This window comes from Microbacterium sp. G2-16M, assembly GCF_055809115.1.
The window spans coordinates 3,303,668-3,327,357 of record NZ_CM147897.1; the positions used below are offsets into that span (position 1 = coordinate 3,303,668).

Annotated in this window: 18 protein-coding genes and 1 tRNA gene; 14 read left to right on the plus strand and 5 right to left on the minus strand. The window is 71.8% G+C overall.

All coding sequences use genetic code 11. The annotated features are described in order from the left end of the window. Nucleotides 1–7: 7 nt before the first annotated feature. Complete coding sequence (locus AC0L6F_RS15585; protein WP_473538577.1) at nt 8–1,768, minus strand: helicase-associated domain-containing protein; 1,761 nt, start codon at nt 1,766–1,768, stop codon at nt 8–10. Then, nucleotides 1,769–2,035, minus strand: coding sequence for a multidrug ABC transporter ATPase (locus AC0L6F_RS15590; RefSeq protein ID WP_473538579.1), 267 nt, complete (start codon nt 2,033–2,035; stop codon nt 1,769–1,771). Between the two features lie 120 nt (nt 2,036–2,155). On the opposite strand from AC0L6F_RS15590, the gene AC0L6F_RS15595 reads away from it, so the two are divergent. After that, a complete protein-coding gene (locus AC0L6F_RS15595; RefSeq protein ID WP_259611558.1) occupies nt 2,156–2,536 on the plus strand; it encodes a cold-shock protein in 381 nt (126 codons plus the stop codon). Then, nucleotides 2,520–3,242: a DUF3027 domain-containing protein gene (locus AC0L6F_RS15600; RefSeq protein ID WP_473538581.1), complete on the plus strand. Its 723-nt coding sequence runs from the start codon at nt 2,520–2,522 to the stop codon at nt 3,240–3,242. Before AC0L6F_RS15595 ends, AC0L6F_RS15600 begins: the two co-directional genes overlap by 17 nt. A 209-nt stretch (nt 3,243–3,451) precedes the next feature. Here the strand turns inward: AC0L6F_RS15600 and serC are convergent, their stop codons facing one another. Further along, on the minus strand, nt 3,452–4,564 hold the full coding sequence (serC, locus tag AC0L6F_RS15605; RefSeq protein ID WP_473538583.1) for a phosphoserine transaminase: 1,113 nt from the start codon (nt 4,562–4,564) through the stop codon (nt 3,452–3,454). A gap of 120 nt (nt 4,565–4,684) precedes the next feature. Between serC and AC0L6F_RS15610 the strand changes: the two genes are divergently transcribed. The 12 genes from AC0L6F_RS15610 (at nt 4,685) to AC0L6F_RS15665 (ending at nt 22,942) form a co-directional block, all read left to right on the plus strand. Beyond that, nucleotides 4,685–5,383 carry an iron-dependent transcriptional repressor DtxR gene (locus tag AC0L6F_RS15610; RefSeq protein ID WP_259611559.1) on the plus strand — a complete coding sequence of 233 codons (699 nt, stop codon included), beginning with the start codon at nt 4,685–4,687 and terminating at the stop codon, nt 5,381–5,383. A gap of 454 nt (nt 5,384–5,837) precedes the next feature. After that, a complete protein-coding gene (locus AC0L6F_RS15615) occupies nt 5,838–6,539 on the plus strand; it encodes a M23 family metallopeptidase (protein ID WP_473538584.1) in 702 nt (233 codons plus the stop codon). A gap of 291 nt (nt 6,540–6,830) precedes the next feature. Then, complete coding sequence (locus tag AC0L6F_RS15620) at nt 6,831–7,328, plus strand: HNH endonuclease (RefSeq protein WP_473538585.1); 498 nt, start codon at nt 6,831–6,833, stop codon at nt 7,326–7,328. Nucleotides 7,329–7,460: 132 nt separating this feature from the next. Beyond that, nucleotides 7,461–10,535: a 3-phosphoshikimate 1-carboxyvinyltransferase gene (gene aroA / locus AC0L6F_RS15625; RefSeq protein ID WP_473538587.1), complete on the plus strand. Its 3,075-nt coding sequence runs from the start codon at nt 7,461–7,463 to the stop codon at nt 10,533–10,535. Continuing rightward, entirely contained in the window at nt 10,480–11,676 is a 1,197-nt protein-coding gene (locus AC0L6F_RS15630; protein ID WP_274637463.1) for an acyl-CoA dehydrogenase family protein, read from the plus strand. The genes aroA and AC0L6F_RS15630 overlap by 56 nt, the downstream gene beginning before the upstream one ends. Then, the gene (locus AC0L6F_RS15635) at nt 11,673–12,530 is read left to right on the plus strand and encodes an SDR family oxidoreductase (RefSeq protein WP_473538589.1); all 858 of its coding nucleotides are present in this window, start codon (nt 11,673–11,675) and stop codon (nt 12,528–12,530) included. Before AC0L6F_RS15630 ends, AC0L6F_RS15635 begins: the two co-directional genes overlap by 4 nt. A 57-nt stretch (nt 12,531–12,587) precedes the next feature. Further along, complete coding sequence (locus tag AC0L6F_RS15640; RefSeq protein ID WP_473538590.1) at nt 12,588–14,657, plus strand: oxidoreductase; 2,070 nt, start codon at nt 12,588–12,590, stop codon at nt 14,655–14,657. A gap of 174 nt (nt 14,658–14,831) precedes the next feature. Then, nucleotides 14,832–15,599 carry an SDR family NAD(P)-dependent oxidoreductase gene (locus AC0L6F_RS15645; protein ID WP_259611564.1) on the plus strand — a complete coding sequence of 256 codons (768 nt, stop codon included), beginning with the start codon at nt 14,832–14,834 and terminating at the stop codon, nt 15,597–15,599. A gap of 76 nt (nt 15,600–15,675) precedes the next feature. Beyond that, nucleotides 15,676–17,037, plus strand: a complete 1,362-nt coding sequence (locus AC0L6F_RS15650) for an NAD(P)/FAD-dependent oxidoreductase (RefSeq protein WP_473538591.1) — start codon at nt 15,676–15,678, stop codon at nt 17,035–17,037. 159 nt (nt 17,038–17,196) lie between these two features. Further along, nucleotides 17,197–17,895: a hypothetical protein gene (locus AC0L6F_RS15655; protein ID WP_473538592.1), complete on the plus strand. Its 699-nt coding sequence runs from the start codon at nt 17,197–17,199 to the stop codon at nt 17,893–17,895. A gap of 1 nt (nt 17,896) precedes the next feature. Then, entirely contained in the window at nt 17,897–19,438 is a 1,542-nt protein-coding gene (locus tag AC0L6F_RS15660; RefSeq protein WP_473538593.1) for a DNA polymerase Y family protein, read from the plus strand. 12 nt (nt 19,439–19,450) lie between these two features. After that, nucleotides 19,451–22,942, plus strand: a complete 3,492-nt coding sequence (locus tag AC0L6F_RS15665) for an error-prone DNA polymerase (protein WP_473538594.1) — start codon at nt 19,451–19,453, stop codon at nt 22,940–22,942. A 13-nt stretch (nt 22,943–22,955) separates the two neighbouring features. On the opposite strand, the gene AC0L6F_RS15670 is transcribed toward AC0L6F_RS15665, so the two are convergent. Continuing rightward, the gene (locus AC0L6F_RS15670; protein ID WP_274637470.1) at nt 22,956–23,240 is read right to left on the minus strand and encodes a Fe-S cluster assembly protein HesB; all 285 of its coding nucleotides are present in this window, start codon (nt 23,238–23,240) and stop codon (nt 22,956–22,958) included. 191 nt (nt 23,241–23,431) lie between these two features. Then, nucleotides 23,432–23,507, minus strand: a tRNA-Arg gene (locus AC0L6F_RS15675). Nucleotides 23,508–23,690 lie beyond the last annotated feature (183 nt).

Consider the following 23,690-nt stretch of genomic DNA (forward strand, 5'->3'; position numbering starts at 1 on the left):
GCCCAGTCTACCCGGGCCGCACGCCCACGATGCTCGCCACGGGGAGGGTGCGCTCGATGTCGGCGGCGCGGTCGCGTCCGCGCAGGCGTCCGCCGCCCAGTCCGGTCACGGCCAGGGTGAACTCGCGCTCGCCGCCGTCGGGCATCCGCACCGTGACGGTGATCTCGCTGCGGGTACGCACGGCCTGGTCGAGCTCGCGGCGCAGCCACGCGGCATCCGCATCGGCTGCGCTGTGCGCGAGCAGCGCGTGCGCCAGCGGCAGGAGCGGTGCGGCAGGGTCGGCGGGCGGTGCCGCCGGGACGGGGGCGTGGCGGCGGGCGAGCGGTTCGGGCTGCCCGGCCGCGTCGACCGCGACCACCGGGTAGCGGGCGTCGGCGAGCGTCCAGAACACGGCATCCCGCGACACGCGCGAGGTGAGCGCCGCTCCGTCCGGCATCAGCCCGATCGACCGCAGCGACTGGTCGACCGCGATCGTGCGCAGCACCTGCGGATCGGCGCCGGTGACCCGGGTGCGGCCGGTCGTGGCATCCGTGCCCACACGCACGAGCCCATGCCGGGCGGCCGTCTGCGCGATCAGGTAGTCCAGCGGCTGCGGGATGCCGGTCAGCGAGATGGTGGACAGGAAGTCGCGCAGCGAGGTCGCGTCCTCGCCGCCGGCGACCGCCGCGGCGAGGCTGTCGGCGGTGAAGCGGTAGGTGGATGCCTGGGCCTGCGATTCGCGGACGGCCATCGTGCGCAGCCGCAGATCCACGGCGGAGCGCAGCGGGCCGGGCGCGATCGCCGTCAGATCGGCCTGCAGATAGACGGAGTCGATCTCGGCGGGGAGGAGGGCGGTCAGCGCCGCCGCGTCCGGCTCGGCGCCCCGGCGCAGGCCGCGAGTCCACTCCGGTTCGGCCCCGTCCCGGTCGTACAGGCCCCAGCGCACGGCACGGGCGCGCACCGCCGCCACGGTCGCCGGCCAATCGGGATCGAGGGGAACGGCGCCCTCCCATCGGGCGGGCGGGAGGTACCCGCCGTCGGCGGTGCGCAGCGCCGCGGGGAGCCCGTCGCGCCAGCCGACGGCCACGCGCTGCCAGCGTTGCGTGGTCGAGCCCGGCAGCCAGGCGTCTCCGGCCACCGCGACGCGCCAGGCCCGGTCGACCGGGACGAGAAGGCCCGCGTCGGCCGCCAGGCGCAGGAGGTCGTCGAGCTCGTCGCCGTCCCGGACCACGTGCGTGTCGACGAGTCGCCGCCGATCGACGGCGGTGACCGCACCTCCGCCGGTGACGGCCAGCGGCTGGTCGGCCGACAGCGCCACGATGTCGGTCACGGCCCGGGTCGCGGCGGCGGCGTGTTCGGCCAGCAGCGCCCGTGCGCGGACATCGGGGACAGGCGGGTCGGCCGCCGCCGGCTGCTCCGCGATCGCGTCCGGCCGCTCGGCCAGCAGCGCTTCCAGGCGCTCGGCGACGGCGCGGAACGGGCGCCCGTCCTCCCGCAGCAGGCCCAGCGCGTCCAGCGCGGCGCGCGCCGAGCGGTCGCCCACGTCGGCGGCGGCATCCGTCCCCTGCTCCGTGGCCGCGGCGGCCAGCGCTCGCACGGCGGGCCGCGCCAGCGTCGTCAGCGCGCGGTCGAGGGACGCGGCATCCAGCAGCCCCTCGGCCGCATCGAAGCAGTCGTCCCACGAGGTCGCGGGCGAGACCCCGCGCTCGCGCAGAAGTCGGGCGAGCCGGTGCGGCTCGAGCCCTGCCAGGCGCCGCGCCAGCGCCCGCTCGTCGGAGGTGTCGGCCACTCAGCGCGCCTTGTTGGCCCGCGACCTCCGCACGAAGCTCATGATGACCACGGTCAGGATGAGCAGGAACGCGACGATCGGTGCGATGTACACGATGGCGCCGATCGTCGGCCACAGGCCCTGATCGAAGCTGGCGTGCATGGCCGAGCCGATCATGATCGAGAAGAAGCAGACGACCGACAGGACCAACAACCCCAGGGCTGTGAACGACAGGATGCGGTCGATCCGGCGGACCGGGATCTCCTCGGATGGTGTGGGCGCGCTCATCTCTATCAGCCTACCGCCGCGCGAGCGTGCCGTAGGCTGGATGCGAGGCCTTCGGGTCTCTCGTTCTTCGTCCCCATCCGCGCGCCAGACCGGCGCGCGCCGCGTTTCAGCGAGGTAGTCATGCCCACCGGCAAGGTCAGGTTCTACGACGAGGAGAAGGGCTTCGGCTTCATCTCCTCGGAAGACGGTCAGGACGTGTTCCTGCACGCGTCCGCCCTGCCCGCGGGCGCCGTGGTCAAGGCCGGCTCTCGGGTCGAATTCGGTCTCGCCGACGGGCGCCGCGGTCCCCAGGCGCTGTCGGTCCGGGTGCTGGAGGCGCCGGTAAGCCTGGCCAAGCGCACCCGCAAGCCGGCCGACGACATGGCGGTCATCGTCGAAGATCTGGTCAAGCTTCTCGACGGCATCGGCGGGGACCTGCGCCGCGGGCGCTACCCGGCGGGGGCGCACGCGAAGAAGGTCGCCGCACTCCTGCGCAGGGTCGCTGATGACTTCGACGCCTGACGAGCGGCTGCTGGCAGCCCACGACCTCGCACTGACGGCGCTCGCCGAGATCACCCGCCCCGAGACGGTCGGCCCCGCGGCCGGCTACACCGTCGAGGCGGACGACGTGGTGTCGCTGCGCTTCGAGAATCGGCTGCCGGGGTACCCGGGATGGTTCTGGACGGTGAGCCTGGCTGTGGTCGAGGACGCCGAGCCGACCGTGCTCGAGGTGGAGCTGCTGCCCGGTCAGGGCGCGCTGCTGGCCCCGGAATGGGTGCCGTGGGCGGTCCGCCTCGCCGAATACCAGGCGCAGCAGGCTGCGGCGGCCGCCGCCGGTGACGAGGTCGCGGCCGAAGGCGACGAGCCCGCGGAGGGCGACGACGACCTCGACGAGGACGACGACCTCGATGAGGACCTCGACGACGTCGACGACCTGGATGCCGCGGACTTCGACACGGACGGGTCGCGGATCCTGCACGCGGGCGACGTCGACGGGGTCGACATCGACGAACTGGACGAGTCGTCCGCGGATGAGGACGAGTCTGATGAGGACGAGGACGGGGACGAGTCTGACGAGGACGACTCCGACGACGAGGACGACGCAGACGAGGACGACTCAGGCGAGGGCGACGCGAACGAGGACGACTCAGGCGAGGACGACGCGGACGACGCGGACGAGGACGATGATTCCGACGAGGACGACGCGGACGAGGATCAGCAGGACTGAACCCGAGCGGGACTGAGCCGGACCGGGATGTTCTCCCACACGTGATGAACTTCCCGTTCACACGCCCTCAGGGGCGGGGCGGGCAGCCTGTCGTGCTCAGCTGACGCGGTTGTGCACGAAGTGCGCGATTCGCGTGCATCGGCGACCGATGAAGCCGCCTCGGCGCCCGATGAGTGCCCTCGGCGGCCGGGCGGCCGCATCCATCGGGCTCAGAGGTGCTCGACCGTGTAGTCGATGCAGCGGACGAGCTGGCGCACGTCGTCGGGCTCGATCGCCACGAACGTCGCGATGCGCAGCTGGTTGCGGCCCAGCTTGCGGTACGGCTCGGTGTCGACGATGCCGTTCGACCGCAGCGACGCGGCCACGGCCGCGGCATCCACCGACGCGTCGAAGTCGATCGTGACCACCACGGGGGACCGGTCGGCCGGGTCGGCGGCGAACGGGGTGGCGTACGAGGATGCCTCGGCCCAGCCGTACAGGATGTCCGAGGACTCCTTCGTGCGCGCGCCGGCCCAGGCGAGGCCGCCGTGGCCGTTGATCCAGCGGATCTGCGCGTCCATCAGCAGCAGCGTCGACAGGGCGGGGGTGTTCAGGGTCTGGTTCAGGCGCGACTGCTCGACGGCCGTCTTCAGGTCGAGGAACGCGGGGATGTAGCGGTCGGATGCCGCGATCCGCTCGATCCGCTCGATCGCCGCCGGCGAGACCGCCGCGAACCACAGGCCGCCGTCGGAGGCGAAGTTCTTCTGCGGTGCGAAGTAGTACACGTCGGTCTGCGTCACGTCGACGTCGATGCCGCCGGCCGCACTGGTCGCGTCGATGACGGTCAGCGCGCCGTCGTCGCCGTGCACGCGCTCGATCGGGGCGACCACACCCGTGGAGGTCTCGTTGTGCGGTCCGCCGTACACGTCGACACCGGCGACCGGCTCGAACCGCGCCCGGGTGCCCGGCTCGGCGGTGCGCACATCCGGCGCCTGCAGCCACGGGGCGGCGGCGGCCTTGGCGAACTTGCCGCCGAACTCGCCGAACTGCAGATTCTGCGCGCGGTTCTCGATCAGGCCGAACGCGGCGGCATCCCAGAACGCGGTCGAGCCGCCGTTGGCGAGGATGATCTCGTAGCCCTCCGGCAGGCGGAACAGCTCGGCGAGCCCCGAGCGCACGCTGCCGACCAGGTCCTTCACCGGCGCCTGCCGATGGCTGGTGCCCAGGATCGTCGCTCCCGGGCCGGCCAGCGCCTGGATCTGCTCGGCACGGACCTTCGACGGACCGCAGCCGAATCGACCGTCGACGGGCAGGATCTCGCGGGGCAGCGCAACGTGGGTCATGCCCCCGATTCTAGGCGGGCCGCGTGCCCGGCCCCGAGCGGATGACGCCCGGTTGCGCCGCCGTCGCCCGGTGGTGCGCCGACTAGGCTGGACCGACACGGCTGACGCGGAGAACGAACCATGGTTGACCTGATCGACACCACCGAGATGTACCTGCGGACGATCCTCGAACTCGAGGAGGAGAACATCGTCCCGCTGCGCGCACGCATCTCCGAGCGGCTCGGCCACTCCGGGCCGACGGTGTCGCAGACCGTGGGCCGCATGGAGCGCGACGGGCTGGTCGTGGTCTCGGACGACCGGCGTCTGGAACTGACGGATGCCGGCCGGCACAAGGCCGTCGACGTCATGCGCAAGCACCGCCTCGCCGAGCGTCTGCTCTCGGACGTGATCGGGCTGGACTGGGCCTACGTCCACGAAGAGGCCTGCCGCTGGGAGCACGTGATGAGCGAGCAGGTCGAGCGGCGCCTCGTCGAGCTGCTCGGACACCCCACCGAATCGCCCTACGGCAACCCGATCCCCGGCCTGGACCAGCTGGGCGGCACCGCCTCGATGCAGTTCGAGCAGGGCGTGGTGGGACTCGTGCGCCGATTGGATGCCGCGGGCGGCCCGATCCGCGGGACGGTGCGCCGGCTCGCCGAGCCCGCCCAGGTCGACCCGGAGCTGCTGGAACAGCTGCGCGGCGCCGGCGTCCTTCCCGGTGCGACCGGCGACTACCGCTACAGCGAGGGCTACGTGCTGGTGCAGATGGACGGCAGCGACGAGGGCCTGGAGCTTCCCGTCGAGGTCGCTTCGCACATCTTCCTGGTGGACGAGGGCTGAACTCGCCGCAGCGCGGCCGGCACGGGGGCGTGACATATTCGTTACCTTCGGGTAACCTCGAAAAGTCCATAGGCGAGAAGCCCGCCGACGGATACCGCCAGGATCGCCTCATCGGCTCGTCGTCCTGGCGGGTCATCGCACCGCGTGTCCCGACACCTGTGCCTGCGTAGCATCCGACGAGCCGGTGCCCGATCCCGAACCGGGTGCGGAGGCTGTGGAGGACAGTTTGGCCGAACAGCACGACGCGACCGATACCCGGGCCGCGCCCGTACCCACTCGCCGAGGGCTGCGAGCCGCCGCCACCGGTCCGGTCGCCCAAAGGTCGACGGCACCATCCACCCCGGCACTATCTACCCCGGCACAGTCCAGTCCCGCACCGACCGGCCCCGCATCGGCTCCGCGCACGGCCGCCGCGCGGCGTCGGTCCCCGGCACGCCGCCTCGCCGTCGTCGGCGTGATCGCCGCACTGGTGGGCACCGCCGCCGTCCCGGCCTTCGCCGCGGCGAACTCGACGCCAGAGACGCGGACGATCCAGCAGGTCGCCGCGGACGACGCGCAGTCCGTCGTCGTCGCCTCGGACGAGCAGCCGGCCGACCTCAGCCGCAGCAGCTATTCCGCGACCACCGCCGGCGAGATCTCGAAGAAGAAGGCGCAGGAGGCCGCGGCCGCCCGTGCCCGCCAGGCGGCTGCCGCCGCGGCGGCAGCGGTCAGCTACTCGTCCGTGAAGGTCGATCTGAACATGAAGGGCCCCGGCAGCGGCGCGATCCGCTGGCCGCTGGCCAAGATCAACCACATCGGCGAGGGCTTCGGCGCCCGCGGCGGCGAGCACCAGGGCGTGGACCTGCTCACCAACGGGGGCACCCCGATCTTCGCCGCGACCTCCGGCACCGTGAACGTGTCCAGCGAGGGCTACTACGGCTACGGCGTGGCCGTCACGATCGACACCGTCATCAACGGCACCAAGGTCACCACGCTCTACGGGCACATGCGCTACGGCAGCCGTCAGGTCGTGCACGGCCAGAAGGTGTCGGTCGGTCAGGTCATCGGCCTGGTGGGCAGCACCGGCCGCTCCACCGCGAACCACCTCCACTTCGAGGTCATGCTCAACGGTTCGCACGTGGATCCGCTGGCCTGGCTGCGCGCGAACGCCGGCTGACGGCATCCGTCCGACACGCACCCTCGCGGGGCGCGGTGCCCCGCGTTGGGGCTAATCTGATCCCGGACGCTCAACCGAGCGAAGGGAAGCCGATGGGCAGCACACCACACATCCGCACCATGGATGCGCTCGGCCTGCTCGTCCTTCGGCATCATGAGCACGGATGCCGCACCCTGCGCGCGTCCGTGGCGTCGCCCGCCGGGCGGCGCCTTTTTCATGCCCTGCGCGACGTTGTGCGTCCTCGTGTCGATCGTCCGGGAAGCCGTCTCGGACTGTTCGTGAGGATGGCAGATGCGCACACTGGTGCTGAACGCAGGATATGAACCGCTGGCCGTGGTCTCGTTCCGCCGGGCTCTGGTCCTGGTGATGAACGAGAAGGCGACCATCATCGAGCATGTCGAGGGTGAGCCGGTCCTGGCCGCACGCGGGTCGTACGACAGACCCGCGGTGATCATCCTCGCCCGGTACGTGCACCTGCCGAACACGCGTCGCGTGCCGGTGACCCGCCGTGGGGTGCTGCGACGGGACGGCTTCCGCTGCGCCTACTGCGGCGGCCATGCCGCCACCATCGACCACGTGCAGCCCCGCTCGCGCGGGGGAGCGGACTCATGGGAGAACCTCGTGGCCTGCTGCCAGCGCTGCAACAACACGAAGGGCGACCGCACACCCCAGGAGATGTCCTGGCAGCTGCGGGTGATCCCCCGCCCGCCCCGCGGGGCGCACTGGACCGTGCGCGGCATCGACCGCGCCGATCCGCGCTGGGAGCCGTACCTGGCTCTCGCCGCCTGACCGGATCGGACCCGCACGCGCTGTCGAGGATCTGCACGCGCGGCGTCAGAGGAGTATGTTCACCTCTGGCAGGCCTTCGACACGCATGCTGCATGTGGTGGTCGGGGCCTGCACTCGGGCAAGGAGGTCGACATGCATCTGGCGGTGGCGGGAAGCGCGGAGCGCGTGCACGGAAGCGTGCAGGTGCCGAATTCGAAGTACCACGCGCACCGTGCGCTCATCCTGGCCTCGCTGGCCCCGGGCACGAGTCGCATCACCGGGCTCAGCGACGCCCGGCACGTGCAGTACACGGTCGGCGCGCTGCAGGCCCTCGGCATCGAGGTCGAGATCGACGGCGACACGTTCATCGTGCACGGCGGTCCGTACCGGCCGCGACGCGAACGGATCACCGTGGGCAGCTCGGGCACGACGCTGTACTTCATGGTCGGTCTTGCCGCGCTCGCCGATCGCGACGTCGTGGTGACCGGCCAGAAGTATTTCGAGCGCCGTCCGATCGGGCCCTTGCTGCGCGCGCTGCGCGAGGTGGGGGTGGATGTCTCCTCGCCCACGGACTGCCCGCCCATCCGCGTCGGGCACGGCCGTCCGACCGGGGGCGTCGTGCACATCGCCGGCACCCTCTCGCAGTGGATCTCGGCGCTGCTGCTGATCGCGCCGTTCGCCGCCGCGCACACCACCGTCATCGTGGACGGCCCCTTCAACGAGCGCAGCTACGTCGACCTCACGATCCGGATGATGGCCCAGTTCGGCCTTCAGGTCGCCGTCTCGGCGGATGGTCGCCGCTTCGACATCGCGCCGAACCAGACCCCGCGCCCCGCCGACCTGCAGCTGCCGCCGGACATCGGCTCGGCGGCGTTCGGGCTGGCCGTGGCCGGCATCCGGCCGGCCGACGTGCTGCTGACCGGGCTGCACAGCATCGACCCGGCCGAGGTCGACCACCCGGAGGCCGAATTCCTCGGGATCGCCCGGGACATGGGGCTGCCGATGGTGGTGGATGCCGCGGCCGGCGGGGTCCGGGTGCAGCACGACGGACTGCGGCTGCGCGCGACCGAGGTGGACTGCCGGGCGGTGCCCGACATGCTCCCGGTGCTGTCCGCGATGGCGGCGTTCGCCGACGGCGAGAGCGTGTTCCGCAACGTCGAGCACGTGCGGCTGAAGGAGTCCGACCGGGTCACCTCGATGCTGCAGCTGAACGAGATGGGCGCCGACCTCGACTTCGACGGCACGGACCTGCGGATCCGGGGGGTCGCCGGCCTGCACGGCGCGCACCTCTCCTCGTTCAACGACCACCGGGTGCTGATGTCGCTGGCGGTCGCGGCGGGTGCGGCATCCGGTCGTTCCACCCTCACTTTCCCGCATGCGTACCGGATCTCGTACCCGCAGTTCCTCGACGCGATGGAGGAGCTGCACGTGGACATGCAGGTGGAGCGCGGCCCGGCGAAGCCGACCGCCCGGCGCCTGCCGCGGGAGGGCACGGTGGAGGCGGCCGGCCAGGTCACCGGGGCGGAGTGGATCCGCCGGTGGGCCGCCGAGCGTCCGCACGGGCTGGCGGTGGTGGATGCCGCACCCGACCGCACGACCCGGATGACCTGGGACGAGCTGGACCACGCCGTCGACAAGGCCGCCACGCTGCTGCTGGAGTTCGGGATCGAAGCCGGCGACCGGGTGGCCGTCCAGCTGCCCAACTGCAGCGGGTTCGTGGTGATCGCCGCCGCCGCGGCGCGCATCGGCGCCGTGATCTGCCCGATCATGCCGATCTTCCGCGAGCGCGAGGTGGCCGTGGCGCTGAAGCGGTCGCGGGCGAAGCTCCTGGTCGTCGCCGACAACTTCCGCGGCCGTCAGCACGACCGCGAGATCGCCGAGATCCTGGACGGTCCGGACGCCGCCGAACTGGCTCTGCAGACCGTGCTGGTCATGCACCTGACGCCGGGCGTCGCGCACATCCTGCCCGAGTGCGCCAATCCGGGCGTGGCGTGGCACGCCTGGCACCGCGCATCCGCGTGGGTGCACGTGGATCGCGCGGCGCTGGATGCCCGGACCCCCCGGCCGCAGGATCCCGCGCAGCTGCTGTTCACGTCCGGGACCTCGGGCGAGCCCAAGGGCGTCATCCACCGGCACGAGAGCCTCAGCCGGGCGGCGTGGATGGAGATCGAGCAGCTGCCGCTGAACTCGACCGACACCGTCTACGTGCCCTCGCCGCTCGCGCATCAGACCGGGTTCCTGTACGGGATGTGGCTGTCCTGGGTGCTGGGCGTTCCCGAGATCGTGCAGCGCACCTGGAACGCGACGCGGGCCCTCGAGGTGCTGAACGAGTGGGAGGGCACGTTCGTGCAGGCCGCCACGCCGTTCCTCACCGACCTCGTCCGCGAGGTCGAGGCCGGCGCCGAGGTGCCGCACGCCCTGCGCGTGTTCGTGGCCACCGGCGCCGCCGTGCCCCGCGCACTCGCCGAACGCGCGACGCGCGTGCTGGGCGCGACCGTCTGCGGGGCGTTCGGCACGACCGAGACCGGCCTGGCCGCACTGGCCAGTCCGTCCGACCCGGCCGCGAAGGCGTGGGGGACGGACGGCAAGGCGCTGCACGGGGTGTCGCTGCGGATCGTGGACGACGACGGTCACCCGGTCGCGGCCGGGCAGGAGGGCAACTTCGAGCTGACCGGTCCCACGGTGTTCGACGGCTACCTGGAGCGGCCCGATCTGAGCGCCGAGGCGTTCACCGCGGACGGGTGGTATCGCACCGGCGACCTGGCCACCCTCGACGACGACGGCTATCTGCGCATCACCGGCCGCGTCCGCGACGTCATCAACCGCGGCGGCGAGAAGGTGCCGGTCTCGGAGATCGAGCAGCTGCTGTATCGGCATCCCGCAGTGGAGGATGTCGCGATCGTGGCGATGCCCGACCCGCGCCTGGGCGAGCGGGCCTGCGCATTCGCAGTGCTCGCCCCCGGAGCGGGCCTGACGTTCGCACAGCTGCAGAAGTACCTCGACGACTGCCGCGTCGCCAAGAGCTACTGGCCGGAGCGCCTCGAGATCGTCGACGCGCTGCCGCGCAACACCGTCGGCAAGGTGCAGAAGTTCCTGCTGCGCGAGCAGGCAGCGACACTGAAGCCCCAGCGGCTGGCGGCCGTACCCCACCCCGACAAGGAGGACATCCTCGATGACCAGCAGCCCGATCACGCTCGACGGACGCGGAAGCCGAATAGGACAGCCTGAGTACGACGCGCTCCTCGCGGAGGTGACGCAGTGGGTGCGCGGACCCGGCGAGCGCTGGGCCGAGCGGATCGAGCAGACCGGGACGGTGTCGCCGGAGCTGTTCGCCGAGCTGAAGTCCCGCGGCTACCTGAGCATGGCCGCACCGGTCGAACTGGGCGGCCGCGGCCTCGCGTTCAGCCAGTGGATGGGGCTGATGGAGGTATTCTCCCGTTCGCACGCGTCGATCCGGATGCTGGTGCACGTGCTGAACGGCACGTGGCGGGCGATAAACCCGCATGTCACCGACGAGCAGCGCGAGCGGTTCGTGCGGCCGATGGTCGCCGGCGACACCCTGGTCGCCTTCACGCTCACCGAGCCGGACAACGGCAGTGGTGCGGACCTCACCTGCACCGTGCGCCGCGAGGGCGACGTGTACCTGCTGAACGGGCGCAAGCATCTGATCACGTTCGGCGTCACCTGCGACTACTGGCTGCTGTTCGCGCGGCTGGAGGGCACGGCTGGCAAGGACGGGGTGGTCGCGCTGCTGGTGGACCGGCACGCCCCCGGGGCGGACGTCGAGGACACCTCGCACACGATGGGCGTGCACGGCACGGACCATGCGACGCTCACGTTCGTGGACACCCCGGTGCCGGTGGCGCAGCGGCTGGGCGACGAGGGCGACGGCCTGAAGATCGCGCTGGGCGGGTTCCTCACCCCGAGCCGGATCTCGGTGGCGATGAGCTGCGTCGGGCTGGCGGAACGGGCTCAGGAGCTCGCCGTCGACTACGCGTCCTCGCGGGTCACGTTCGGCAAGCCGATCGCCGCTCGGCAGGCGATCTCGTTCATGATCGCCGAGAACGAGGCCGATATCCAGGCCGCCAAGCAGCTCACGCTGCACGCGGCCCGCGAATGGGAGCGGGATGCGCCGGAGGCGCCAGCGCTGTCGTCGATGGCGAAGATGACCGCGGTGGACATGCTCACGCGGGTCACCGACAAGGCGCTGCAGGTGCACGGCGGGGTCGGCTACTGGAAGACCTCCACGATCGAGCGTGTCTACCGGGACGCCCGCGCACAGCGGTTCGAAGAGGGCACGAACGAGATCCAGAAGACCGTCGTGGCTCGCGACGTGTTCGCCCGGGCAGGGAAGAAGGAGACCGCATGACCACCCCGACCCCTGCCGGGATCCCCGACGACGACCAGGGCGAGTACGCCGAGAAGATCGCGCTGATCACCGGCGCATCCCGCGGCATCGGACGCACGCTGGCCCTGGAGCTGGCGGCCAAGGGCGCCACCGTGGTGGTGAACTACCGCACGAACGCCGACCTGGCCGACGAGGTGGTGGCCGAGGCGCGCCGACGCGGCGGCGACGGCATCGCGGTGCAGGCCGACATGGAGAGCCCGGACGACATCGTCCGGCTGTTCGACGCCGTGGCATCCGAGTACGGGCGTCTCGACTTCTTCGTCAACAACGCCGCGGCGGCGGCCTTCAAGCGGATCGTCGACCTGAAGACGCACCACCTGGACCGCTCGTACGCGATGAACGTGCGTCCGTTCGTGCTCGGCGCGCAGGAGGCGGTCAAGCTCATGGACCGCGGCGGCCGCATCGTCGCCGTCTCCAGCTACGGCAGCGTCCGGGCCTTCGCGACCTATGCGGCCCTGGGATCGTACAAGGCGGCGGTGGAGTCGTTCATCCGGTTCATGGCCGTGGAGTTCGCCGGCTACGGCATCACCGTGAACGGGGTCAACGGCGGACTGATCGAATCGGACTCGCTCGACTACTTCTACTCGATGCCGGGGATGGCCCCGATGCAGAGCGTGATCGACGCGATCCCGCTGGGGCGGCCGGGCACCGTGGCCGACATGGCGGACGCGATCGACTTCCTGCTCTCGGAGCGGGCCGGCTACATCACCGGGCACACGATCGTCGTGGATGGCGGGATGACGGTGGCCGCGCCCCCGTACTGGCACGACACGACCCACCCGCTGGGGCTGCCGCCGCGGCCGACCCGGGAGTAGTCGGTGTCGACGGCACAGCATCCGCCATCGCCAGAACCGACAGCGCGATATCCGACGGTGCAGACGCCGGTGCGACTGGGCACGCTGATGCTGCCGCATCGGGTGGTGATGGGGTCGATGCACCTGAACCGCGAGACCGGGGATCCCGCGGCCCTGGCCGCGTTCTATGCGGAGCGGGCCCGCGGGGGCGCGGCCCTCATCATCACCGGCGGCGCCGCCGTCAGCCGGGTCGGCGCCGGCAGCGCCGGCTACACGCTGATCAACGAGCCCGCGCACGCCGCGCCCTGGCGAGGCGTGGTCGAGGCGGTGCACGCGGCCGGCGGGCGCATCGCACTGCAGCTGTTCCACGCGGGCCGGTATGCGTTCACCTCGGCCTTCGGGCTGACGCCGGTGGCGCCGTCCGCGGTGTTCAGCCGGTTCTCCCAGGCCGAGCCGGTCGCCCTGGACGAGGACGGCATCGCCGCCACCATCGCCGACTTCGCGTCCGCAGCCGCGGTGGCGATCGAGCTCGGGTTCGACGGCGTCGAGGTGATGGCATCCGAGGGGTACCTGCTCAACCAGTTCGCCTCGCCCGTCACGAATCTGCGCGACGACGCCTGGGGTGGGGATGCCGCGCGCCGGCGCGCGTTCCCGCTGGCCGTGACCCGGGCGGTGCGCAATGCGGTCGGCGACGCGCCGGTGATCGTGCGGGTCTCCGGTGCCGACCTGGTCCCCGGCTCGTCGTCGCCGGACCAGGTCGATGCGCTGGCGGCCGCGCTGGTCGGCGCGGGCGCGGACGCCATCGACGTGGGCATCGGCTGGCATGAGGCCCGTGTCCCGACGGTGCAGTCGATGGTCCCGCACGCGGCGTTCGTCGACGTGGCGGCGCGCATCCGGAGCGCGTTGGCGAGCGCCGGGGCGCGCGTGCCGGTGATCGCGTCCAATCGCATCACCTCGCTGGCCCAGGCCGAGCGGGTGCTGGCGGCCGGTGAGGCCGACCTGGTGTCGATGGCGCGGCCGTTCCTGGCCGACCCGCAGATCGTGGCCGCGTCGCTGGCCGGCCGCGTATCCACGGTGAATCCCTGCATCGGCTGCAACGAGGCCTGCATCGACCGGTCGCTCGGGCTGGAGCCGGTCTCGTGCACCGTGAATCCCCGTGCAGGTCGCGAGCTCGAGTTCCCGCTCGTGCCGGTGGTCGGCGGCTCCGGCGCGCGCATCGCGGTCGTCGGCGGCGGCCCGGCCGGGATGGAGGCCGCCCGGGCGGCGGCGTTCGCGGGCGCCCGGGTCACCCTGTTCGAGGCGGCCGAGGCGATCGGCGGGCAGTTCCTGCTGGCCGGCGCCGTCCCCGGCAAGCACGACTTCGCGGCGACCGCCCAGTCCTTCCGACGGGTGCTGGACCGCCTCGGGGTCGAGGTGCGCACCGGCCACGCCGCCACCGCGGACGACCTCGTCGGGTTCGCGCACGTCATCGTCGCCACCGGCGTCGTGCCGCGAAAGGTCGAGGTGCCCGGCAGCGACGGGGCGAACGTGATCGACTACGCCGAGGCGTTCGCACGGGCCCCGCAGCTGGGCGGGCGGGTGGCGGTGATCGGGGCGGGCGGGATCGCCGTGGATCTGGCGCATCTGCTCGTCGAGGGCGAGGGCGAGGGCGAGGGCGTGGGCGTGGGGGAGGAGCCGGATGCCGGCGGTCGGGCCGCGGCGGAGCAGGACCGCTTCCGCATCGAGCACGGGCTGCAGGACGGCACGCTGCCGCCGCCGCGGCGACAGGTGACGATCATGCGCCGGTCCGGTGCGATCGGCGCAGGGATGGGCGTGACCACCCGCTGGGCGGCCGTGCAGGCGATCCGCCGCCGCGGCGTGCGCACGCTCACCGGCGTCTCGTATCGCGGCATCGGACCCGACGGGGTGCGCATCGATGTGGACGGCGCCGAAGAGCTGATTGCGGCCGACGTCGTCGTCGTCGCGGCGGGGCAGACTTCCTGGGCCCCGCTGGCGGAGCGGCTGGCTCTGCGCGGCATCCCGCACACCGTCGTCGGCGGGGCTCGGAACACGGCCGGACTGAACGCGGTGGCGGCGTTCGAAGAGGGACTGCGGGCCGGCGACGCCGTCGCCCGGCAATGTGCGCACGTCACGGTGAAGGACAAGTGACTCTCCGGTCTCGTCGCTGAACGCTCCAGAGGGAACGGGAGGTGCGCCATCGTCTGCCTCGCGTCTGTCGAGTCTCTGCCACGTATACCGCGCTGCTCCCGATACGGCAAGGACTGTGCAGGCGGGACGGCACGCGCTTGGATGGAGGTGAGATACACCGTGAAAGGTGGGGACATGCTGCTCGAGGGAAAATCAGTCGTCGTGACCGGAGGGAACAGCGGGATCGGTGAGGCGATCGCGCTCGCTGCCGCCCGCGAGGGTGCGAAGGTCGTGATCGACTACGTCGCGCATCCCGATGAGACGAAGTCGTTGATCGAGAAGATCGAGTCCTCGGGCGGACAGGCGGTGAGTGTTCGAGCAGACGTGAGCAAGGTCGAGGATCTGAAGAACATGGTGAAGACGGCGGTGGACGCCTTCGGGCGACTGGATGTACTCGTCAACAACGCCGGCATCGAAACCCGCACGTCCGTGCTGGATACCACGGAAGCCGACTACGACAAGGTGCTCGCCATCAACCTGAAGAGCGCGTTCTTCGGCACCCAGCTCGCGGCGAAGCAGTTCATCGAACAGGGCGACGGGGGCACCGTTGTCAACATCTCCTCCGTGCACGAGGACTGGCCGATGCCCGGCAACACCGCCTACTGCGTCTCGAAGGGCGGCGAACGGATGCTCGCGCGAACCGCAGGCGTCGAACTCGGCCCCCACAGCATCCGCGTGGTGAACGTCTGCCCCGGTGCCGTCGACACGCCTATCAACGACGAGACGCTCGAGGATCCCGAGAAGTCGAAGACGCTGAAGAACTCGATCCCGCTGAGGCGTGTCGCGCAGCCTTCACAGATCGCCGAAACGGTCGTCTTCCTGGCTTCGGATCGCGGCAGCTACATCACCGCGACGAGCGTCGTCGTCGACGGCGGCATCATGCAGGGAAGCGTGGGCCTGTGAACGCTCGACGGCCCGAGCGGTTCGCACAAGAGCAGTTCACGCAAGAGCAGTTCGAGTAAGAGAGGATGGGGCGATCGTGACGACGCCGCACGTGCTGATTCTCGGCGGAGGATATGTCGGTCTGTACACCGCATGGGGTCTGGAACCACTCGTTCGACGCGGTGAGCTTCGGATCACCGTCGTCGAACCGAACCCGTACATGACGTACAAGCCGCTGCTGCCAGAGGTGGCGGGCGGTGAGACCGAACCGCGAAACGTCACGGTGCCACTCCGGCGCGCCTTGCGGCGCAGTTCCCCGGTGGCCGGCCGGCTGGAGTCGCTTGACTGCGACAGCCGAACGGCGACACTGCACCGACTCGATGACACCGAGGTCGAGCTGCACTACGACCATGTCGTGCTGGCCCTCGGCGCCGTCACCCGCGTGATTCCCACTCCCGGCCTCGAGGAACAGGGCATCGGCTTCGCCACGCTCGAAGAGGCGCTTCACCTGCGCAATCACGTCTTGGACCGCATCCGCTGGGCGGCGTCAACGAGCGATGCCGAGGCGCGCGAGAAGGCGCTGACGTTCGTTTTCGTCGGCGGGGGCTACACCGGGGTCGAGGCGATCACCGAACTGCAGGATCTCGCGGCTCACACCCTCCCCTGCTATCCAGAACTGTCCGGGTTCTCACCGCGCTGGGTGCTGGTGGAGGCGGCAGACCAGATCGCCGTCGAACTCGGAGAGAAGCTGGGGCGCTGGAGTCAGCAGCATCTGCACGAGCGGGGCATCGAGGTGCTGCTGCGCACCACGATGGTCTCGTGCGAGAACGGCGACGTCGTTCTCGACAATGGCGAGCGGATGCCCGCCGACACGATCGTCTGGACGGCTGGCGTGACCCCCAACCCGGCGCTCGATGGCACAAACCTGCCGCGCGGTCCCAAGGGGCACGTTGTCGCGAACGCGCGGATGCAGGTCGTTCGCGACGACGGGTCCGTCGTTTCCGGCGCATGGGCTGCCGGGGACAACGCTCAGATACCTGATCTGACCTCCCGGAAGCAGCCCGCCTACTACCCGCCGAACGCGCAGAACGCGGTGCGCCAGGCCAAGCTGCTGGCCAAGAACATCGCGGGTGCACTCAGGGGTGCCGAACCGGTCGAATACCGTCATGAGTCGCTGGGCACGCTGGCCAGTTACGGGCCGGGCCAAGGAGCGGCGGTGGTGAAGGGCATCCGTTTGCACGGCCTTCCCGCCTGGGTATTCGACCGCGCGTATCACGGCATGGCCATGCCCACGCTCGCCCGAAAGATCCGCCTCTTTCTCGGCTGGGCGATCAACTCGATCACCCCACGGGACATCACCTCGACATCCGCGATCATCCACCCGCGCCGGCCGTTCCAGGCGGCCGCCGAGATCGCCCGTGCGGCGGCCCGCAAGAAGGAGCAGCAGAAGGCGAAGTAGCCCTTCGGCGGCCGGTCTTCGACCCATCCCCGATTGCCCTTTTCGCGCTATGGGACTGTCGAACATAGCAAGCGAATAGGAAGGGATTCACTGTCGGAAGGCAGGTTTATCGTCGTTCTTGCGATTGACGTACTAGAACATGCGTTCTAGCATGGAGAAGTGAGGACGATCATGTCGGCATCGGCTGCGGCACCAGAGGTCTCGCGTCTGCGCGCTCGGCTCGAGCAGATGCAGGGGCGTCGGCTGGACGCGCCCGTGCTGCCGACGCTGCCGGCCCTCGCCGAGCTGCTGCCCGGGGGCGGGCTGCGCCCCGGCGCTGCCTATGCGGTGGGCCCCTCGGCATCGCTGCTGCTGGCGATGATGGCCCGCCCCTCGCAGGACGGTGCCTGGTGCGGTGCGGTGGGGCTGCCCGAACTGGGCGCCGAGGCCGCCGAGCAGCTGGGGGTCGAGCTGTCCCGGCTGGTGCTGATCCCCGATCCGGGTCCGCGCTGGATCGCGGTGACCGCGACCCTCGCCGACGTGCTGCCGGTGGTGGCGGTGCGCCCGGCGGGGCGGGCCTCGGACGCCGAGATCGCCCGCCTGTCCGCGCGGCTGCGCGAGAAGGGCACGGTCCTGCTCGTGCAGGGGGTGTGGCCGACCGCCGAGGCATCCCTCGACGTCGATGCGCCGGAATGGTCCGGTGTCGGCGACGGGCACGGGTATCTGCGTCGTCGCGCCCTCACCGTGAGCGTGACCAGCCGGCGCTGGGCGGTGCCGCGTCGGGCGCGGATGCTGCTGCCCGACGACACCGGCGCGCTCACGGCGCCGCGCGCCTGGTCCGGTGACGAGCGCCGGGCGCCGATGAGGGCGGTGGGGTGAGATGGACGGCCCGATCCGCAGCCTGGTGCTGTGGTTCCCCGATTGGCCGGTGACCGCGCTGCAGCGCGAGCGGACCGCGGATGCCGCACCCGTCGTGATCGTGCACGCGAACACCGTGGTGGCCTGCTCGGCTGCAGCACGCGCCGAGGGGGTGCGACGGGGGCAGCGCCGTCGCGACGCGCAGGCGCGCTGCCCGCGGGCGCAGATCGTCGCCGCCGATCCGGCACGCGATCAGCGCGCGTTCTCGCCGATCGTGTCCCGCATCGAGCAGCTCGCTCCGGGCGTGCAGATCATCCGGCCGGGACTGTGCGCGCTGCGCGCCCGGGGACCGGCCCGCTACTACGGCGGCGAGAGCGCGGCGGCGTGCGAGATCCTCGACGCGCTCGCCGAAGGGGACGACCTTCCGGGCGTGCGCGCCGGTGTCGCCGACGGCCCGTTCACCGCCGAACAGGCGGCTCGGGCCACCGGTCCCGATGCGCCGGTGCGGGTGGTGCCCACCGACGAGACGGCGGCCTTCCTCGCCCCGCTGCCGGTGACGGTGCTCGCCGACGACGAGCTCGCGCACCTGCTGAGCCGGCTCGGCGTGCACACCCTGGGCGCGTTCGCGCAGCTGGACCCCACCCGCATCCGCGACCGGTTCGGGCCGCGCGGGCAGCGCCTGCACGCTCTGGCCACCGGGGCGGACTCCCGGCCGATCACCGCGCGCACCCCGCCGCCGGAGCTGGATCGCGAGGTCTTGTTCGAACCGCCGCTCGAGCTGGCCGAGCAGGTCGCGTTCGGGATGCGGGTGGCCGCCGACGAGTTCATCTCGGGGCTGGGCGCGCACGATCTGGTGTGCACCGAGCTGCGGGTCCGGCTGGTGGCCGAGCGGGGCGAGTGCAGCGAACGGGTGTGGCTGCACCCCGGATCATTCGATGCGTCCGCGGTCGTCGACCGGGTGCGCTGGCAGCTGGCCGAAGCCGCGCAGAACCGGGTGCTGCGGGGCGGGGTGGCGCAGGTGCGGATCGAACCGGCGGCGGTGGATGCGGCATCCGCTCATCAGCCGGCGATCTTCGGCCCCGGCGCCGAAGAGAAGGTGCATCATGCGCTGTCTCGGGTGCAGGCCATGCTCGGTCACCGCGGCGTGCTCACCCCGGCGATCGGCGGCGGCCGCTGGCTGACCGAGCGGCAGGTGCTCGTGCCCTGGGGCGACCGCGCGATGGTGGGGGCGGAGCGCTCACGGCCCTGGCCGGGGAGCCTGCCCCCGCCGGCGCCGGCGACCGTGTTCCCGCGCCCGCAGACCGTGGACGTGACCGGCGCGGAGGGCGTGTGCGTCGAGGTGGACGAGCGGGGCGCGCTCAGTGCGGCGCCCGCGCAGCTGGTCGAGGCCGGCCGGCGGCGCGCCATCGTGTCCTGGGCGGGTCCGTGGACCGTGGACGAGCGGGGGTGGGATGCCGCCCGTGCCCGCCGTGCGCACCGGTTCCAGGTGGTGGACGCCGAGCAGAACGCCTGGCTGCTGATCTGTCAGGACGGCCGCTGGGCGGCGGAGGCGCGCTATGACTGAGGTCAGGTCCTGATGGGATTCGACAACCCCTCCATCCCGTGGTCCGAGCTCGAACGGGTGCTCAGCGACCGCCGCCGCCCGCGGAACGTGCCCGCCGGCGCCGACGGCGGCGACAGCCCCGCGTGGTCGCACAAGCGCGGTCCGTACGTGCCCGCGCCGATCGAGCGGCCGGCCGACGCGGTGCCGTACGCCGAGCTGCACGCACACAGCTCGTTCTCATTCCTGGACGGGGCATCCTCGCCCGAAGACCTGGTGGAAGAGGCCGAGCGGCTCGGGCTGCACGCCCTGGCGATCACCGACCACGACGGCTTCTACGGCATCGTGCGCTTCGCCGAGGCCGCGCAGGGGCGGCAGGTGAAGACCGTGTACGGCGCCGAGCTGTCGCTCCAGCTGCCCAAGCCCCAGAAGGGCGAAGCCGATCCGGCCGGCTCTCACCTGCTCGTCCTCGCCCGGGGGCAGGAGGGGTACCACCGGCTCGCCGCGGCCATCACGCACGCGCAGCTGCGCGGCGCCGAGAAGGGCCGGCCGCTCTACGACCTGGACGCGCTGGCCGCCCAGGCAGACGGCCACTGGGCCATCCTCACCGGCTGCCGCAAGGGGGCGGTGCGCCGCGCCCTCGCCGACCGCGGGCTGACCGGGGGGACGGATGCCGCGGCCGCCGAGCTCGACCAGCTGGTGGCGCTGTTCGGAGCGGACGCCGTGCACGTCGAGCTCATCGACCACGGCGACCCGCAGGACTCGGCCGTCAACGACGTGCTCGCCGGGCTGGCCGCCGACCGCGGCCTGCCGACCGTGGCGACCAACAACGTGCACTACGCGACGCCCGGGCGGCGGCAGCTGGCGGCGGCGGTGGCCGCGGTGCGGGCGAACCGGAGCCTGGACGAGCTGGACGGCTGGCTGCCGGTGCACGCCGGGGCGCACCTGCGCAGCGGCGCCGAGATGCAGCGGCGCTTCGCCCGCTACCCCGGCGCGGTCGCCCGCACGGTCGCGCTGGCCGACGAGCTGGCCTTTCCGCTGCGCGCGGCCCGACCGGCGCTGCCGAAGCTGCCCGTCCCCGAGGGGCACACGCCGATGTCCTGGCTGCGACAGCTGGTGTGGGATGCGGTGCCGCACCGGTACCCCGACCTGAAGCCGCAGGACCGCGCGCGCATCGGCCACGAGCTGGATGTCATCGAGCAGAAGGACTTCCCCGGCTACTTCCTGATCGTGCACGGCATCGTCCAGGAGGCGCGCCGCCGCGGCATCCTGTGCCAGGGGCGGGGCTCGGCCGCCAACAGCGCCATCTGCTATCTGCTGGACATCACCGCGGTGGACGCCATCGCCTACGGGCTGCCGTTCGAGCGGTTCCTGTCGAGCCTGCGCGAGGAGGAGCCCGACATCGACGTCGACTTCGACTCGGACCGGCGTGAGGAGATCATCCAGTGGGTGTACGCCACCTACGGCCGGGACCGCGCCGCGCAGGTGGCGAACGTCATCCAGTACCGGCCGAAGAACGCCATCCGCGACATGGCCCGGGCGCTCGGCCATTCGCCGGGCCAGCAGGATGCGTTCTCGAAGCAGGTGGAAGGATGGGGCGCCTCCCTGTCCACCGGCGACGGGCACGACATCCCGGATCAGGTGATCGAGTACGCCGAAGAGCTGCTGAAGGCGCCGCGGCACCTGGGCATCCACTCCGGCGGCATGGTCCTGACCGACCGGCCGGTGGGCGAGGTCGTGCCGATCGAGCACGCCCGGATGGAGAACCGCACCGTGATCCAGTGGGACAAGGACGATGCGAGCTGGATGGGCCTGGTCAAGTTCGACCTGCTGGGGCTGGGGATGCTGGCGGCCCTGCAGTACTGCTTCGATCTGATCCGCGGCTCGACGGGGGAGGACTGGGAGCTGGCCACCATCCCGAAGGAGGAGGCGGCGGTCTACGACATGCTGTGCCGGGCCGACTCGATCGGGGTGTTCCAGGTCGAGTCCCGGGCGCAGATGGGTCTGCTGCCGCGACTGCAGCCGCGCCGGTTCTACGACCTGGTGATCGAGATCGCGCTGATCCGGCCGGGCCCCATCCAGGGCGGGGCGGTGCACCCGTATGTGCGTCGCAAGCTGGGGCGGGAGCCGGTCACGTACGCGCATCCGCGGCTCGAGCCGGTGCTGGAGCGGACCCTGGGCATCCCGGTGTTCCAGGAGCAGCTGATGCAGATGGGCATGGCCGTCGGCGGGCTGAACGGGGAGGACGCCGACCTGCTGCGGCGCGCCATGGGCTCCAAGCGCGGGGTGGAGCGGATCGAGTCGCTCAAGCAGAAGCTGTACGACGGGATGGCCGCCAACGGGCTCACCGGCGACGACGCCGACGCCATCTACGAGAAGATCCAGGCGTTCGCGAACTTCGGCTTCGCCGAGTCGCACTCGCTGTCGTTCGCGCTGCTGGTCTACGCCTCGTCGTGGCTGAAGCTGCACTATCCGGCGGCGTTCCTGGCCGGGCTGCTGCGGGCCCAGCCGATGGGGTTCTACTCGCCGGCCACCCTCACCGCCGACGCGCGTCGGCACGGCGTCGAGGTGCTCCGTCCGGACCTGCACCGGTCGGGGGCGGTGCCGGGGATGGAGCACACTCGCCAGAGCCGAGGCGACGCGGAGAGCCGAGGCGACGCGGAGGGTCGCGGCGAGGGGGAGGGCCGCGGCGAGGCGGCAGCCCCGTATGGCGGCCCGGCCGTGACCGGCAGCGACGCGTGCCTGGACCGCCACCAGCCGGCCGTCGGCGACTTCGACCCGGCCGCGCCGGACGTCTCGGCCGCGCACCGGCGGGACGGCGCGTTCGCGGTGCGGCTGGGACTGGCCGCGGTCAAGGGGATCGGGCTCGCGCTGGCCGACCGGATCGTGGCCGAGCGCGAGGCGCATGGCCGATACCGCGACCTGCGCGACCTCGTGCGCCGGGTGGGGGTGACCGCGGCGCAGCTGGAGGCGCTGGCCACCGCCGGGGCGTTCGAGTGCCTCGGGCTGAGCCGGCGCGAGGCGATCTGGCTCGCCGGATCAGCGGCGGCCGACCGACCCGAGTTCCTGCCGGACTCGATGGTGTCGGTGCAGCCGCCGCTGTTCGCCGATCCGAGCAGCTACGAGCGGCTGGCCGCGGACCTGTGGGCGACCGGAATCTCCACCGACGACCACCCGATGACCCACTTCCGCGCCGGGCTCGATGCCCGCGGCGTGCTCACCTCGAACGAGCTGCGCACGAACGAGGTGGGGCGTCGCGTCGAGATCGCGGGACTGGTCACCCACCGACAGCGGCCGGCCACGGCATCCGGGGTCACGTTCCTGAACCTCGAGGACGAGCACGGCATCGTCAACGTGGTCTGCTCGGTGGGGGCGTGGACCCGGCACCGGCGGATCGTGCGGGACGCCCCCGCCCTGATCGTGCGCGGGATCGTGGAGCGATCGGTGGAGGGCGTCACGAACCTGGTCGCGGACGGATTCGAAGACCTGCGGGTCGGCCTCGCGCACCGCTCCCGCGACTTCCGCTGACGCCCGTACGACGTCAGCTCTGCATCGCGAGGCCGAAGCGCACGGCCCCGTCGTCGCCGACCTGGGCGTCGAGCACCTGGTCGTCCAGCGCTACCGTGGCCCCGGCATCCAGGAACACGCGGGCCCCGGCCTCTTCGACCACGGCGTCCTCGGACTCCGGTGCCGGGGCGACGCTGAGCGCGAACCCCTGCGCAGGGTCGTCGGCGGTGTGGATCCGCAGACCGGCGGTGTCGACCTCGGCGTCGTTCGAGACGATCGACTTCACCGCGGTGGCGGCGTTCTCGGTGAGTGTGAGCATGTCCTGTCCTTCCGTGGGGATGCCCGAGGGCTTGGAGTCGGCCACGATTCCGAGAATCCGGGCGAGGCGCAACCCCGTGCCGGCATTCTGAGCGGATTCACATACGGCACAGGCACTCGTGCCCGCGGGAGGTGACCGCGCTGGCCGGAGACGCCGGCATCCTCGACTTCGGCACGGAGCCGCACAGCTGATGGTGCCCCCGAGAGGAATCGAACCTCCGACGCGCGGCTTAGGAGTCCGCCGCTCTATCCACTGAGCTACGAGGGCGCAGCGTCCCAGCCTACTGGCTCGCCCGGCGCCGCCGGTTCCGCGCCGGCTGTCGTTCCCGGCCGCGCCTCTGCGTCGCGCTGCCGTTTTCGGAGTGCGCGGTCGTTTCTTCGGGCAGCGGATGCGGATTTCGACAGCGCGAGCGGATGCCGGGGGCAGCGGTGACGGCCGCGGATAGGCTGG